This is a genomic window from Halobacillus yeomjeoni (genome assembly GCF_020171525.1).
GTDB lineage: Bacteria > Bacillota > Bacilli > Bacillales > Halobacillaceae > Halobacillus > Halobacillus yeomjeoni.
The window spans coordinates 84,194-97,487 of record NZ_JAIVAI010000003.1 but is presented as its reverse complement, the minus strand read 5'-3'; the positions used below and the strand labels follow the sequence as shown (position 1 = coordinate 97,487).

Below are 13,294 nucleotides of genomic sequence, written 5' to 3'. Positions count from 1 at the left end.
AATCAGGAGTGAGATCATGCCGGCAATAACAGGTGAAGAGTATAAGAAGAGAATCGGCGCGATGAAATCGGAAGTATGGTTAGATGGAAAAATGGTGGAGGGACCGATTACCGAACACCATGCTTTTCGAGGAGCTATTCAAACGCAGGCGGAACTTTACGATTTGCAACATGATCAAAAAATAAGTGAAACGATGACTTTTTCATGCGAAAAAACAGGAAATAAAATCGGTGCGTCTTTCATGATCCCTAAATCGACCGCAGATTTAGTGAAAAGAAGAAGCATGATACAAGAGTGGGCCCGTCATTCAGGCGGCCTGATGGGAAGAAGTCCGGATTATATGAACACCGTTCTTGCTTCCTTTGCAGCTTCAGTAGATGTGTTAGAAGGGGAAGAGAACTGTTATCCTGATCGTTTGCTGAGGTTTTATGAATCAGCACGGGAGAAAGACTGGTCTTTCACTCATACGTTTATCAATCCTCAATCCAACCGGTCTAAGCTCGCTTTTTTAGAAGAAGATGTAACAAATGCTCGCATTATAAAAAGATTGGAGCAGGGATTGGTGATCAAAGGGGCAAAACTGCTTGCTACCCAAGGCGGGATGACGGATGAGATTCTCGTTTTCTCAGCTCCTGGGGCTCAAGAGCGGTGTCATGCGTATGGTTTCTCCATTCCTTGTGATACTCCCGGTCTGAAATTTGTTTGTAGACAGTCTTTCACTCATAATGAATCTTCCTATAACGCTCCACTGTCTTCCCGGTACGAAGAAATGGATACGATCGTTATTTTCGATGAGGTTCTCGTCCCCTGGGACCGTGTTTTTCTGCACGATAACATTAAAGCTGCCAATCAATTTTACACTCAAGGAAAGTTTGTACCCTTCACCTTGCATCAGATCGTCTCCAGGCAGATCATAAAAACCGAGCTCCTGTTAGGGATTGCGAATCATATTGTTGAAACAATCAACATCAGTGAATACCAGCATGTCCAAAGCAAAGTTGTTGAGATTATTAAAGGACTGGAATCGATGAAAGCTCTGCTTCACTACGCAGAGAGCAATGCCGAGACAGATGAAGCAGGCATAGTTATTCCATCACGTAAATCTTTGTATGTGGCTGTCAACCAATTCCAGGAACTGTATCCCCGATTTACTGAGATCATCCAGCTGCTTGGAGCAAGCGGCATGATGACGATACCGCATGAGGCAGATTTTAAAAGCTCGATCGGAGAACAATTGGATCATTTTTTACAAGGGGTCGATAGAAAAGGGGAGGAAAGGGTAAGGCTGTTTCGGTTAGCTTGGGATATGACGATGAGTTCCTTCGGTTCCAGGCAGACTCTTTATGAACGGTTCTTTTTCGGTGATCCCGTCCGACTTTCACAGGCGATATACCAAATATATGACCATCAGCCTTCGATGCATTTTGCGGCGAAGATAATGAAGAAAAAAAGCTGACATGAAAAGTGTCAGCTTTTTAGCGTTTTGTATTGCTTTTCTTAGCTTTTTGTTCCAATTGTGAGGAAGGCTGTTGATCTGCTACATCCTGTGATAGCCCTTGAGGATTGACGGTAGGCGGTTCTTTCCGTTTGTCTGCATTGCTCTTTTTACTCATTCACTAACACCTCCATTCGTAGTTTAAGTAAAGTAAAGAAGATTATCCGAACGAAAGCTCAGATTCGAATCGTTTTTTTGATTTTGCAAAAGATAAACAAAAGAAGAAGGAGGAATGACGGATGAATCAAAAGAAAAACACCAATGAAGATAAATGGAAACAGGATGCAGAATTTTCAGAAGGATTATCCATTACTCAAGAGCAGGTGAACGACACCCTTGCTGAGGGAACCATTGATGGGAAAATCGATCAAGTTGATAAAAATGGCCGATTGATCAGCCATGATGGAGAAGAAATTAAGAAAAGAAGTGAGTGATAGAGATGGCCAGGAGAAATAAGATTTTAGTTCCTGAAGCAAGAGAAGGGTTGGATCGGTTGAAAGCTGAACTGATGAATACGGCCACTCCCGATCAAGCGAAATACGAAATTGCTGAAGATAAGGGAATACCATTGAAACATGGATATAACGGTGATTTGAGCACAAGAGATGCCGGGAAACTCGGCGGGTCGATAGGTGGTCAGATGGTCAAGGAATTAGTCAGAAGAGCTCAACAGGAGTTACAGGATAAAAAGTAAAAAAACCCGCCGATGTGGCGGGTTTTTCGGTTATACGGATATTTCAGACAAGTGGTTTGTGAGTTTTTGTGCAAACGAACGACACTTACTTTCATCTTCCTCATCACTTGGATTCATTTCAATTTTCAATCCATCCGCAATAAGAGTTGCCCCACATTGTCTTACTCGTTCTTGAATGGTATCTACAGCGCCGCAAAAGTGGTTGTAAGAGGTATCTCCAGAGCCGAATACACCCACTGGAATGCCGGTCAAATCCTCTTCTTCAAGCTCTTCATAAAAGTCCTCTATTTCAAATGGGAGATCTCCATCATCCCACGTGTAGGTACCGATGAACGTCGCGTCATAGCCGCTGATGTAAGTAGGGTCAATTTCCATTACATCTTCTATAAATACGAGGTGACCTTCTTCCTCTAAATAGGATTGAAGGAGGTCAGCAATTTGTTCTGTATTTCCTGTGGTGCTGGCAAAGCATATAAGTATCTTGGCCATAATCAAACCTCATTTATGTTTGGTATAAAGGAGACGATTATCTATCTCCTGTTTAACAACATTGTAGTTGATAACAATTCTCATCGTCAAGGTGCATGGTGTGTCAGAAGGAGCGTTTTTATGTTTGATTTTTCCTGAAGATGGGAAACGTTTTACCAAGAATCCAAGAAAGGTGGGAAGTTGTTTTTATGAGTCAATATCGTTTAAGTGATGTAGAAGTAGGTCAAAATTACAAAGCGAAAGAACTGGATAGTTTTGTTTCAACGACTGATGTAGTGGTATTGTCGAACAACGAATCTCAATTGTTCACGGATCCTGAACGGGAATACAAAGTAGTGAATGCTTTTGAAGGATTCTTTGAGCATTCCTCTGAAGATGGGGAAAAGTATTATCGAGAAAAGACTGCTTTTGTAGTAGAAAAAGTTTAATCAAATCGATTGACTAGGGCATCCATTCAAAGGATGCCCTTTTGCGTGTCATTAATATCTCAATTTCATAAGAATGTTTCTGATTTCCTCGTCTTGTAATAACGTTTGCTCATATTTCTTTGTAATTTCAGTAAGCGCTACGTCGTGATAAAAGAAATCTGTGAAGAATTTGACCAAAGGGTTGGATTTGGTATTGATCCCGTGCCATTCTCCATCTTCTACTCCAGCAAAAAGAAGTTCCTCTTCATCAATGATGATGATTTGGTGCCGTTCCAGGGCGTCATGCTTCTCATCAGGAAGCAGAATATGCATATCTCCCATCACAGAATCCATTTCACCGATAGATAAAACTTCAACCTTCACTTGTTCGTCATGCTTCTTTTTAAGGATGGGAAGCAGAGCGTTCAAACCATCCGACCACCCGGATACATAAATGCTCCTCTTCGCTTTACTTACAATTTCTTCAGCCAGAGAAGCGATGGCAGATTCGTTTTTTATCGTCCAAACTCGATCATCGACTTGAGGAAGTTTATATTCATGATTTTTAAGCTCCTTCACATTGGCTTGAAAATCAGCCGTCAACTTCTCAATCGTGGTTTCTAATGGAAGAGCTGAATACAGCTTCTTTTTTCCTTCAAAGGAGCTTAGAAGCAATCCTTTATCAATCATGCGGTTCAAAACTTCGTAAACCTTTGACTTAGGGACTTGTGAATGCTTTACAATCGTGGCTGCATCGAGAGGGGACACACTGGCCGTCAAAACTTCGAAAACCTGGCTTTCATAACTTGTAAAACCGAATTTTTGTAACATCCTATACCTCTTCTCTAACAACAGTACTTGCTTAAAGAATACATGGTAAATTTCATTTCGTAAAACGAGTAAAAGATCCCCTTGTATTCTTCTCTTTATATGGTTACCATTGTAGTGGTAACTTAACTCGAAAGGATTAATGAAATATGAATAAAAAAGTATATTTGTTGGCACTCGTATCTTTTGTCGTTGGAACAGTTGAGTTGATCATCGGTGGTACGCTCGATTTGGTGGCTGCAGACTTGAATGTCTCGATCGGACGTGCAGGACTTTTAATTACCATTTTTTCATTAGTGTTTGCTATTGCATCACCGGTTCTATTGACAGCAACGGCTGGTGTAGAACGTAAAAAGTTGACGTTATGGACGTTGCTCATCTTTTTCCTTGGTAATATGATCGCTTTTTGGAGTCCCAGCTATATGGTGTTGATGGCGGCAAGAATCATCACCGCTGCCAGTGGTTCTTTGCTAGTCGTATTAGGTGTAACGATTGCGTCATCTATCGTAAAAGCGGAATATAGAGGTCGTGCAATCGGGGTCATCTTCATGGGGATCAGTGCTTCTCTAGTGTTAGGAGTACCGATTGGATTGACGATCGGAAATGCGTTCGGTTGGAGAGCACCGTTCCTGCTGATTTCTGTATTGACGTTACTCTCAATGGTCGCTGTTGGAATATCATTGCAGAAAATACAACCGAAGCCGGTCATCTCTGTCAAAGAGCAAATCCGGACACTCAAAGACCAGAAAATCTTTTCTGCTCAATTGACGTCGTTCCTGTTCTTGACAGGACACTTGACCTTGTATGCATACTTGACTCCGTTTCTGAAAGATATCATGGGGTTGAACGGCTCATGGGTGAGTATCGTTTATTTCATTTTCGGTGTGGCCGCTGTTTTAGGTGGCGGAGTCGGAGGAATGCTTTCGGATAAATTAGGTTCTCAAAAAAGTATCATCGGAATCATCATTGTTTTTGCAATCTCAATATTCATGATTCCTTATGTGACTTTTTCACTTCCATTATTCCTGATGGTTATGGTCGTGTGGAGTGCTTTAAGCTGGGCGATTACACCGGCACAGCAAAATTATCTGATCGCTTCTGCTCCTGAATCATCTGATATCCAGCAAAGTTTGAACAATTCTGCTTTACACTTTGGAATTGCAGCTGGTTCTACCGTAGGAAGTGTTGTAATTGAACAGTCTTCTGTCGTTCATAATGCGACGGCAGGTGGAGTTTTCGTACTGTTGGCACTAGCAGCTGCTTACTTCTCCATTACAAGAGGAAGAACTGTCGTAAGCACGAATACTGTACAACAATCATAAGTGAAAAAAGACCGGCGCCTCTCTATCCATTTGATCTGGATACTGAGGTGCTGGTCATTTTTTTATACACAAAATCCTTATTTAATCTCACCTCATCAGTTCCAATGGTTCATTCTTTTTTCTTCTTACTTCTAGAATAATCGTCGGTTATGAGGAAGAAACTAAGTATGTCCACTGAAGAGGAGGGATGATCTCATGGGTAGAGATGAACACCGTAACAAAAAAGGGAAAAATAAATCTAAGCTGCCTCAAACTCCCGAAAACCAAAAAACAGACGGTATCGATGTAGAGTTTTCTGAAGAAATCGCTGACCGCGATGATATGGAAGCCTTGAAGCGTAGTCAAGAAGCGGACCGTCGTGCACGCCATAGAAAGAAATAAGATCTTACCTCAGGTCATGACAATGGGCCTGGGGTATAACCTTTATTCAAGAAGTGCAGGTCAACATAAAAATTTTTTGTACAGTTTAAATTGTTTGAACTTTTCTGTCTTTATGCTATAATACCTAATTGTGAATCAGACGAAAGTCATCGATGACGCTAACATTTGAGGAGGACATCTAATGGAAAAATTACGTAAATGGCTCCCTGCATTATTCTTGGGGCTGGTATTAATTCTGGCTGCCTGCGGAAATGGTGAATCAGATTCCGGAGAAAATGCAGAAGGCGATTCAAAAGATGCTAAAACAGAGTCAAAAGGTACAGTAAGTATTGGAATGAACAACTGGGCTGAAAACGTAGCCGTATCAAATATGTGGAAGCTGATCCTTGAAGAAAAAGGATATGAAGTGGAATTGAAACAAGTCGAAAAAGGTTTCCTTTATGAAGCTCTATCTGCTGGTGATTTGGATATCGGGATGGAAATCTGGCTGCCGCACACAGACAAGCCTTTCTATGAAAAATATGAAGATGAAATTGACTGGCGTGCTGAATGGTACGAGGGAACTGAACTAGGCCTTGTGGTACCGACATATATGGAAGATATCAATACGATAGAAGATCTTAAAAATACAGATGCTTTTGAGAAAAAAGAAATTGTAGGAATCGACGCAGGAGCGAGCCTGATGTCCCTGACCGAAGAAGCCATCAGTGAGTATGATTTGGATTATCAGCTTCTTGCTTCTTCTGGTCCTACAATGACGACTGAATTGAAGAATGCAATCGAAGATGAAGAACCGATTGTAGTAACTCTTTGGAAACCTCACTGGGCATTCGCTGAAATGGACCTTAAATTCCTGGAAGATACAAAGACAGTATATGGAGAGTCTGAAAACATCTCTTACGCTGCACGTAAAGGTCTTGAGGAAGACAACCCTACAGTTGTAAAATGGTTTGATAATTTCAAGATGAACGATCAGCAGCTTGGCAGCTTGATGGCGGTAATAAATGAATCTGACAGCCCTGAAGAAGGCGCGCAGAAATGGATTGAAGACCATCAGGATGTTATTGATGAATGGACGAAGCAATAATTCTATTGAAGCGGTTTACTCTAAATGGAGTAAATCGCTTATTTTTTTATGAATGATGCAGAATATTCTGATATAGTGGAAAAATAAGTAATAATAGGAGGTTCTTATGTCTATTCATCTTGAGCAAGTTCGAAAAGCACAAGAAGCTATATCACGAGTTATTGTAGGAAAACCTGAAATGATTGAGCTGCTTTTTACAGCCATGATCTCTGATGGACACGTATTGTTAGAAAGTGTACCGGGATCAGGAAAAACAAAGTTAGCCAAAAGCTTTGCCAAAGTGATGGATGCAAAATTTTCACGAATCCAGTTTACACCTGAGGTGCTGCCAACAGATGTTACGGGTATCCAGTTCTTCAATCCAAAAACTAAAGAATTTGAGCTTAGGGAAGGTCCGGTAATGACTAATGTTCTGTTAGCGGATGAAATCAACCGTGCTACGCCTAAAACACAGTCAAGTTTGTTGGAGGTCATGGAAGAAAAACAAACAACTGTTGATGGAGAAACTCTGGATATAGATCCACCCTTGCTTGTTATTGCTACACAGAACCCAGTAGAAGGAAATGTAGGAACTTTTCCTTTACCGGAGGCTCAACTTGACCGCTTTCTCTTCAAGGTGGATATGGGGTATCCTACAGAGGAAGAAGAGAAGAGTATCTTACGTACATACCAAACTGAAGAACCTTTCGATGCCCTTAAACCGATGATAAAAAGAGAAGATATCCTAGAGCTTAGAAAACAAGTGAAAGAGGTTTTTATAGGGGATGACACCTTAAATTACCTCTTATATTTAGCCAGAGCAACAAGAAATACAAAAGATGTGGAATTGGGCATAAGTACTCGAGGGGCTATGGCATTAATGAGAGCTTGTCAGGCTGGAGCATTACTGAAGGGGAGGGATTTCATCACTCCTGAAGACGCAAAAAAGTTAGCCCCTTTTGTATTTGAACATCGACTCATATTATCGATGGAAGCATCTATAAGAAAAATGAAAGCTGAAGTGCTGCAGGAAATTATTGAGCAGGTTCCAGTTCCTGTGGAGGCAGGTGGAAGAGTTTGATTCAATGGAAGAAAATAACGAGGGAAGAAGAACATAAATTTTATGACTATCTATTAATTCTCCTTCTTTTGACTGGAGGAATCGGATTATATATCAATGGGGGGATGGTTTTAGTTCCTTCATGTCTGCTTTTAACCATCTGGACAGCAAGCAAGCTATATGATCACTTTAGTGGAAATGGCTTTGTATTGCAGGAAGACCGTAGTTCAGTTCGTTTATTTCCTGGAGAAAAGTCCTCCTTGGTTTTCAGATTTCGGAACACTTCCAGATTTCCTCTATTAAATGGAGTAATTTCTTTTCAAACCAATCCTATTATCCGTAGTGAGGAAGATCTGTCTCACAGGAATCCAAAAGGAAACATCTACCGATTTCCTCTATCGTTTTTGTCACGAGGAGACAAGCAGGTAAGAGTCCCGATCATTGCTGAATCCAGAGGTGTAACAAAAATTACTGACCTGACCTATCATTTTCCCCATTTAACGAAATTGACAGATTTATCGATGAAATATACCTCTCCTTATTACAAGGAAATCATTGTTTATCCAGAGATGAAGCCTGTCTACGGATTAGAAGACGTTTATCATCTGCGGCCTGGAAAACAATTATCAACTGTATCCCCATATGAAGACCGTCTTACACCAACAAGTACCAGGGAGTATGTACCACAAGACCCATTCCATCGCATTCATTGGAAAGCAAGCGCTAAAATGAACGCTCTGCAATCCAAAGTCTATGAACGTAATGTGGATTATAGCTGGGCGATACTAGTGAATATTGGGGAACGTACACGTCTCGGAAATGTGCATGTGTCGGCACTTTTGGAATCCCTGCTTTCCCATGCAAGTTTTCTATGTCACACAGCGGCTGAAAAAGACTATCCTTATGAACTGATGATCAATGGAAAGAGACCTCATCAGCGGCCTTATTTACATCAAAGGGAAGGGACAGGGAGAGACCACTTGAAAAAATCGATCGAACTTCTTGCGAGAGTGAGTAAAGATCAAAATTTGATGGCCTTTGAAGAGATGCTGCACCGTTTTAATCTCCAAGTGTCTAAAGCGAAGGGAGTTTTGATATTGGGAGAAATGACGGAGGAATCATACCGCTACGTCTCTGAATGGGTGGCAAAAGGATTGAATGTTTACACTCTGGTCAATGAAGGTGATTACGCTACAATGAAGCCTATAAAAAAAGGGATGAATAGTTATGTCAGGACGGAGTAGTCTTCTTGCTGTCAGTTATAAATTTTTGGCTGAAGGTCTATTCTTTTATTTTATCTTCTACATTGTTGCCCAATGGACAAGTTTAACTATTTCCTTTTTGCCGTATCTATTTCTCATCCTATTCACATTGGTGATATTAGCAATTTCTTCTAAGTATAGAGGTCACTCGCTTCTTTTCTTATTAGTCTGCATTGCAGTGATTGGACTGGGATATCTACTGAATTTAAATATCGTGGTCACTATCATAACGGGAACCTTTTTCATTTATAGATACATACGAATTGAACAAGACGCCTTCAATAATAACGGAACAACTATTTTGTTCCTGACTACTATCATCGGATTTGTAACATCTTTGTTTTTTAGAGAATTTGAGTTGGTTTTAATGCTTGTTCTTCAATACTTCGTCGTTTTAGGTGGATCCTTCCTATTTCATTATGCTCAGGCTTCTGGTCGAGAAAACAAAATAAAATGGCAGTCCTTCTTATTGGTGACATTTTTCTTCATGATCAGCATGGCTGTTTTCTTATACATCCTCCAACCATTGCGGATCATGCTTGGAAAGGTCCTTACGATTTTCCATTCTCTCTTATTAGGTGGACTGGATGGAACGATTCAATTATTGAATTGGATGGGTTTTGACTTTGCACTATTTCAACCTTTAAAGCAAGGGACAAAACCAACGCTTGATATGGATAATTTAAAAGATTCCTCAATTATAAATAATAAGGATTATGATGGCGGAACTGCACAAAAGATAGCCGAAGCTACGGAAACAGGAATGTTCATTCTGATAATAGTTATCTCACTGATTGTACTTTATGTCATGTACAGGTTCAGGAAAAGAGGGACAGGCTGTATAGCAGAGAATCAAGATGGGAGTTATCAGGGTTTAGTATCGAATAATCAGATCGATTATTCTTGGATTCCATTCAATTTCAAATATTCCCGTGCACAAGGGGGAATAAGGAAGGAATTTGAGCGATTTGAAGCGTTTGCAGATGAATATGGTTTGGGAAGAGGAGCGAATGAGACCGTAGACGAATGGTTCAAAAGAATAGGTCTTAGAGGAAATGCAGAGGTTTATTATGAAGTACGGTATGGTCAGAAAATTATTGAAAATGATGAGCTGAAGAGGTTCATTCAAATAATCACTCAATGGGAACAAGAGCTGAAGGAAATGAAAAATAGAGAAAAGTAATATTTAAAAGTTTACGCACTCCTTTTTCAGGAAACATATTACTAGAAGTCATTCTAAACACTTGAAAGGAGTCGCTGTTTTATGGATTTAAATAAAGAAATCAAGAAATTAGAACAAGTACACCTGCAAAAACCACAAAAAGTTTTTACTATGTATCTAAACACCGACCCTTCAGACCCTGATCAGCAAGGCGGGGAATGGAAAATACATTTGAAAAACGGGTTGAACAATTTTGAATCCTATCTGCAGGAAGATGGAGATTCAGATGAAAAACGTAACTATTGGGCTGTCAAAGAAAAGGTAGAACAGTTCATTGAAGAAAACGAGCAGCACTTTGCAAAAAGTGTCGTGCTGTTTGCTACAGGGGACGATACCGTTTGGTTTGCAGAGCGTTTCCAAATGCCTGTGAAAACAGAATTTTATTGGGAAGAAACGCCTGTACTGGATCAACTGAAAAAGATGCAGAGTGAATTCCCTAAAACCGGTATTGTTTTGACTCAGAAAAATCAAATCAAGTTAATTGATGCAGAATTGGGTAATTTGAATGATACACAGTTGTTCGAATTGGACTTGGATACGGATGATTGGAGACAACACCAAGGGCCTCACCGCGCTCAGCCTTCCATGGGCTCAGGTGGTGCAAAGAACTCCAAGCAGGATCAGTTCCAGGAGCGTTTTGAAGCAAACCGCTACCGCTGGTATAAGAGTATCGCACCGAAGATTGATAAAATGGCCAAGGATTACGGCTGGGAAAAAATCTATCTCGTTGGTGATAAAGAAGAGTTGCGTGACTTGCAGGATCACATGAATAAAGAAGCAGATGAACTTATTAACAAAAACCTGCTTGATCATGAAGAAATGCATGTCATTGATGAAGTCGTTCAATATTAATAAAGTAAAGCGCCGGAGTTTCCGGCGCTTTTTTTGTATTTTCTCTTCCATTCAATCGTTATACAACCAAATAATTAATATGGTAAAATACTATATAGATAAAATGATAGAATGGAGAATTATTTATGTTTGTTGTAGACTCCACAGTAACTGTACCTGAACATAAGGCGGACGATTTGATAGAGATTTACAGAAACCGCTCCCGTCTCGTTGATGAAGCAGAGGGTTTCTTATCTTTCCAACTACTTCAAAATGACCGGAAACCCGGAGAGTTGACGGTTCATCTGGAATGGGAGTCAAAGCAAGCGTATTTGAACTGGGCTCGGAGTGAACAATTCAAGAAAATACATGAGTTGGAAAAGCAATACCCTGATCAAGAGCTGCAGGGCATTGTTCCCAAAGTAAAGAAATATGAGGTCGTTGCTGAATGAATAGAGAAGAGAAAGAATATTTGGTTTCTAAAGTGACGGATGAAATCTATCAAGCTTATCCATTTTTATGGGAGAAGTTTGGTGAAAATGGTATTGAGCGTACGAAAGAAGATAACTACCATCACCTTGATCACTTGGCGGCTGCTTGTGATATGAAAAGTGAAGTGCTTTTTATCGATTATACGAAATGGCTCAACAATGTTTTGACTTCCAGAGGAGTTGACAGCCATTTAATCGTTGACAATTTCGAAAGGCTGCTAAGATTGTTAGGGGAAAAATCGTGGGATTCGCAGGACGAAGTTATCTGCTATAAAAACTATTTACAGTCTGCTATTGAACATATGCATACTCTTTGGCATGAGGAGGAATAGCATTGATTAACCATCATGAGACCCTTGCTCATTTGTTTTTAGACGGCGAAGAGGAAAAAGCTTTAGAATATGTTGAAACTTTATTAATCGATCACCCACAATTATATTTATTTGAAGATATTCTTACTCCAGCTATGTATTATATCGGAGAACTGTGGGAAAAAAATAAAATAACCGTTGCAGACGAGCATCTAGCGACTGGAATATGTGATTTCATCATTTCTAAGCTTGAGACGAATTTATCTGAAGGAGTCAACTCCTCAAATAAGCAGCCGAAAGTCATGTTATTTGGTGTGGAAGAAGAGCAGCATTACATAGGCTTGAAAATGGCAGCTAACACTTTCAGAGCGGAAGGCTGGAAAGTCAGGTATCTGGGACCCAATCTGCGGCTTGAGCATTCATTGAGTCAGCTTCATAAGTTCAAACCTGATGTAATAGGTATATCAGCCGCATTATCCTACCGTTTGTCTACTCTGAAAAACATCATACACGAATTGGCTCATTTGGATTGGAGACCCAAGTTGTTGATAGGGGGACGTATGGCAAAGTCTTATGGCTTGAGTGATTTGGAATCCAATCAAGTCATAGTAATCAGAGATTTGAAGCACCTTGAAGAGTGGCTCCAAGAGGGAGTGGAAAGTATATATAATGAAACGAGTTGAACAATCACTACCCCTACCTTTTTATGTCATTGATAAGAATTATAATATTGTCGGCTATTCTAACGAAGCGGAAGAAGAATTGGGGCTCGCCAATAATTTTCTCCAACTACTGGACGAAGAAAGTCATGAGAAATTTCAGAAGATGGTACGACCGGAAACTATAAAAGTTACGGTTGAAATTAACTTCAAAAAAAGTGGAGGAGAATTCCAGCTCGCCGATCTGCATGTTTTGTGGGATAGTGACCTGCATGCAAAAGTTTTAGTTCACCTCAAAGGCAATCAACTGCAAAAAGTGACGGAAAGCTTAGCTAAATTAAGGTCTCGTCTGAATGAGAGCAACCTCCAGCTGCTTGAGGAAAAGGAAAAGCTTGAAGAAGCAGTCAAGCAGAACAATCTATTGTCTGCACCATTTATAGAATTAAACGAAGAGACGGCACTGATTCCGCTGTTCGGTAATCTTACTGAAGAAAAATTATTTGCAGTTGAAGATCATATTGTTCGTTCTGCACAAAAAGAAGGCATCGATCGGGTGTTTTTTGACTTTACAGCTGTGGGAGAATTGAAAAGAGAAGGAATTACTGTATTAAATAATGTCATCTCCTCTTTGTTCTTAATGGGTGTCAAGGTCAAAATCATCGGAGTTAAACCGCAGCAGGCAAGAGAGTTGAAAGAGATGCCTTTACCTTCTGAATTGAATTTTATGAGTACCCTCCAAGAGGCCATACAAAAATATTGTACGAATTAGACCTTTC

Annotated in this window: 18 protein-coding genes; 15 read left to right on the top strand and 3 right to left on the bottom strand. The window is 40.2% G+C overall.

What is annotated here, in order from left to right; all coding sequences use genetic code 11:
- The first annotated feature begins 16 nt into the window (after window positions 1–16).
- A complete protein-coding gene (gene hpaB / locus LCL89_RS11010) occupies window positions 17–1,456 on the top strand; it encodes a 4-hydroxyphenylacetate 3-monooxygenase, oxygenase component (RefSeq protein WP_224810139.1) in 1,440 nt (479 codons plus the stop codon).
- A 19-nt stretch (window positions 1,457–1,475) separates the two neighbouring features.
- On the opposite strand, the gene LCL89_RS11005 is transcribed toward hpaB, so the two are convergent.
- Complete coding sequence (locus LCL89_RS11005) at window positions 1,476–1,613, bottom strand: hypothetical protein (RefSeq protein ID WP_197317587.1); 138 nt, start codon at window positions 1,611–1,613, stop codon at window positions 1,476–1,478.
- A 121-nt stretch (window positions 1,614–1,734) separates the two neighbouring features.
- Here LCL89_RS11005 and LCL89_RS11000 point away from each other — a divergent pair, with 121 nt between their 5' ends.
- A complete protein-coding gene (locus LCL89_RS11000) occupies window positions 1,735–1,929 on the top strand; it encodes a YozQ family protein (protein ID WP_197317588.1) in 195 nt (64 codons plus the stop codon).
- Window positions 1,930–1,934: 5 nt separating this feature from the next.
- Entirely contained in the window at window positions 1,935–2,189 is a 255-nt protein-coding gene (locus tag LCL89_RS10995) for an alpha/beta-type small acid-soluble spore protein (RefSeq protein ID WP_224810138.1), read from the top strand.
- Window positions 2,190–2,219: 30 nt separating this feature from the next.
- Here the strand turns inward: LCL89_RS10995 and LCL89_RS10990 are convergent, their stop codons facing one another.
- Window positions 2,220–2,678, bottom strand: a complete 459-nt coding sequence (locus tag LCL89_RS10990) for a flavodoxin (RefSeq protein ID WP_197317590.1) — start codon at window positions 2,676–2,678, stop codon at window positions 2,220–2,222.
- 188 nt (window positions 2,679–2,866) lie between these two features.
- Here LCL89_RS10990 and LCL89_RS10985 point away from each other — a divergent pair, with 188 nt between their 5' ends.
- Window positions 2,867–3,106: a hypothetical protein gene (locus LCL89_RS10985; protein ID WP_197317591.1), complete on the top strand. Its 240-nt coding sequence runs from the start codon at window positions 2,867–2,869 to the stop codon at window positions 3,104–3,106.
- 51 nt (window positions 3,107–3,157) lie between these two features.
- Here the strand turns inward: LCL89_RS10985 and LCL89_RS10980 are convergent, their stop codons facing one another.
- Window positions 3,158–3,916 (bottom strand): TrmB family transcriptional regulator, encoded by a 759-nt coding sequence (locus LCL89_RS10980; protein ID WP_224810137.1) that lies wholly within the window; start codon window positions 3,914–3,916, stop codon window positions 3,158–3,160.
- A gap of 146 nt (window positions 3,917–4,062) precedes the next feature.
- Between LCL89_RS10980 and LCL89_RS10975 the strand changes: the two genes are divergently transcribed.
- From LCL89_RS10975 to LCL89_RS10925, 11 genes are all read left to right on the top strand, one after another.
- Window positions 4,063–5,235, top strand: coding sequence for an MFS transporter (locus LCL89_RS10975; protein ID WP_224810136.1), 1,173 nt, complete (start codon window positions 4,063–4,065; stop codon window positions 5,233–5,235).
- Window positions 5,236–5,430: 195 nt separating this feature from the next.
- Entirely contained in the window at window positions 5,431–5,616 is a 186-nt protein-coding gene (locus LCL89_RS10970) for a YfhD family protein (protein WP_197317594.1), read from the top strand.
- A 181-nt stretch (window positions 5,617–5,797) separates the two neighbouring features.
- Window positions 5,798–6,703 carry a glycine betaine ABC transporter substrate-binding protein gene (locus LCL89_RS10965; protein ID WP_224810135.1) on the top strand — a complete coding sequence of 302 codons (906 nt, stop codon included), beginning with the start codon at window positions 5,798–5,800 and terminating at the stop codon, window positions 6,701–6,703.
- Window positions 6,704–6,809: 106 nt separating this feature from the next.
- Window positions 6,810–7,763: an AAA family ATPase gene (locus tag LCL89_RS10960; RefSeq protein WP_224810134.1), complete on the top strand. Its 954-nt coding sequence runs from the start codon at window positions 6,810–6,812 to the stop codon at window positions 7,761–7,763.
- 383 nt (window positions 7,764–8,146) lie between these two features.
- Window positions 8,147–8,986 carry a DUF58 domain-containing protein gene (locus tag LCL89_RS10955; protein ID WP_224810133.1) on the top strand — a complete coding sequence of 280 codons (840 nt, stop codon included), beginning with the start codon at window positions 8,147–8,149 and terminating at the stop codon, window positions 8,984–8,986.
- A 232-nt stretch (window positions 8,987–9,218) separates the two neighbouring features.
- The gene (locus LCL89_RS10950) at window positions 9,219–10,187 is read left to right on the top strand and encodes a hypothetical protein (protein WP_224810132.1); all 969 of its coding nucleotides are present in this window, start codon (window positions 9,219–9,221) and stop codon (window positions 10,185–10,187) included.
- 81 nt (window positions 10,188–10,268) lie between these two features.
- On the top strand, window positions 10,269–11,078 hold the full coding sequence (locus LCL89_RS10945; protein ID WP_224810131.1) for a VLRF1 family aeRF1-type release factor: 810 nt from the start codon (window positions 10,269–10,271) through the stop codon (window positions 11,076–11,078).
- Window positions 11,079–11,203: 125 nt separating this feature from the next.
- A complete protein-coding gene (locus LCL89_RS10940) occupies window positions 11,204–11,509 on the top strand; it encodes an antibiotic biosynthesis monooxygenase family protein (protein ID WP_197317597.1) in 306 nt (101 codons plus the stop codon).
- On the top strand, window positions 11,506–11,880 hold the full coding sequence (locus LCL89_RS10935; RefSeq protein WP_224810130.1) for a hypothetical protein: 375 nt from the start codon (window positions 11,506–11,508) through the stop codon (window positions 11,878–11,880). Before LCL89_RS10940 ends, LCL89_RS10935 begins: the two co-directional genes overlap by 4 nt.
- Window positions 11,881–11,882: 2 nt before the next feature.
- The gene (locus tag LCL89_RS10930; protein ID WP_224810129.1) at window positions 11,883–12,542 is read left to right on the top strand and encodes a cobalamin B12-binding domain-containing protein; all 660 of its coding nucleotides are present in this window, start codon (window positions 11,883–11,885) and stop codon (window positions 12,540–12,542) included.
- The gene (locus LCL89_RS10925; protein ID WP_224810128.1) at window positions 12,529–13,287 is read left to right on the top strand and encodes an STAS domain-containing protein; all 759 of its coding nucleotides are present in this window, start codon (window positions 12,529–12,531) and stop codon (window positions 13,285–13,287) included. Before LCL89_RS10930 ends, LCL89_RS10925 begins: the two co-directional genes overlap by 14 nt.
- Window positions 13,288–13,294 lie beyond the last annotated feature (7 nt).

Bases quoted from the DNA above. Each gene is read 5' to 3' on its own strand.
- LCL89_RS10940 (WP_197317597.1), top strand. From the start codon at position 11,204: ATGTTTGTTGTAGACTCCACAGTAACTGTACCTGAACATAAGGCGGAC.
- LCL89_RS10960 (WP_224810134.1), top strand. From the start codon at position 6,810: ATGTCTATTCATCTTGAGCAAGTTCGAAAAGCACAAGAAGCTATATCA.
- hpaB (WP_224810139.1), top strand. From the start codon at position 17: ATGCCGGCAATAACAGGTGAAGAGTATAAGAAGAGAATCGGCGCGATG.
- LCL89_RS10975 (WP_224810136.1), top strand. From the start codon at position 4,063: ATGAATAAAAAAGTATATTTGTTGGCACTCGTATCTTTTGTCGTTGGA.
- LCL89_RS11000 (WP_197317588.1), top strand. From the start codon at position 1,735: ATGAATCAAAAGAAAAACACCAATGAAGATAAATGGAAACAGGATGCA.
- LCL89_RS10925 (WP_224810128.1), top strand. From the start codon at position 12,529: ATGAAACGAGTTGAACAATCACTACCCCTACCTTTTTATGTCATTGAT.
- LCL89_RS10995 (WP_224810138.1), top strand. From the start codon at position 1,935: ATGGCCAGGAGAAATAAGATTTTAGTTCCTGAAGCAAGAGAAGGGTTG.
- LCL89_RS10935 (WP_224810130.1), top strand. From the start codon at position 11,506: ATGAATAGAGAAGAGAAAGAATATTTGGTTTCTAAAGTGACGGATGAA.
- LCL89_RS10945 (WP_224810131.1), top strand. From the start codon at position 10,269: ATGGATTTAAATAAAGAAATCAAGAAATTAGAACAAGTACACCTGCAA.
- LCL89_RS10990 (WP_197317590.1), bottom strand. From the start codon at position 2,678: ATGGCCAAGATACTTATATGCTTTGCCAGCACCACAGGAAATACAGAA.
- LCL89_RS10970 (WP_197317594.1), top strand. From the start codon at position 5,431: ATGGGTAGAGATGAACACCGTAACAAAAAAGGGAAAAATAAATCTAAG.
- LCL89_RS10980 (WP_224810137.1), bottom strand. From the start codon at position 3,916: ATGTTACAAAAATTCGGTTTTACAAGTTATGAAAGCCAGGTTTTCGAA.
- LCL89_RS11005 (WP_197317587.1), bottom strand. From the start codon at position 1,613: ATGAGTAAAAAGAGCAATGCAGACAAACGGAAAGAACCGCCTACCGTC.
- LCL89_RS10965 (WP_224810135.1), top strand. From the start codon at position 5,798: ATGGAAAAATTACGTAAATGGCTCCCTGCATTATTCTTGGGGCTGGTA.
- LCL89_RS10985 (WP_197317591.1), top strand. From the start codon at position 2,867: ATGAGTCAATATCGTTTAAGTGATGTAGAAGTAGGTCAAAATTACAAA.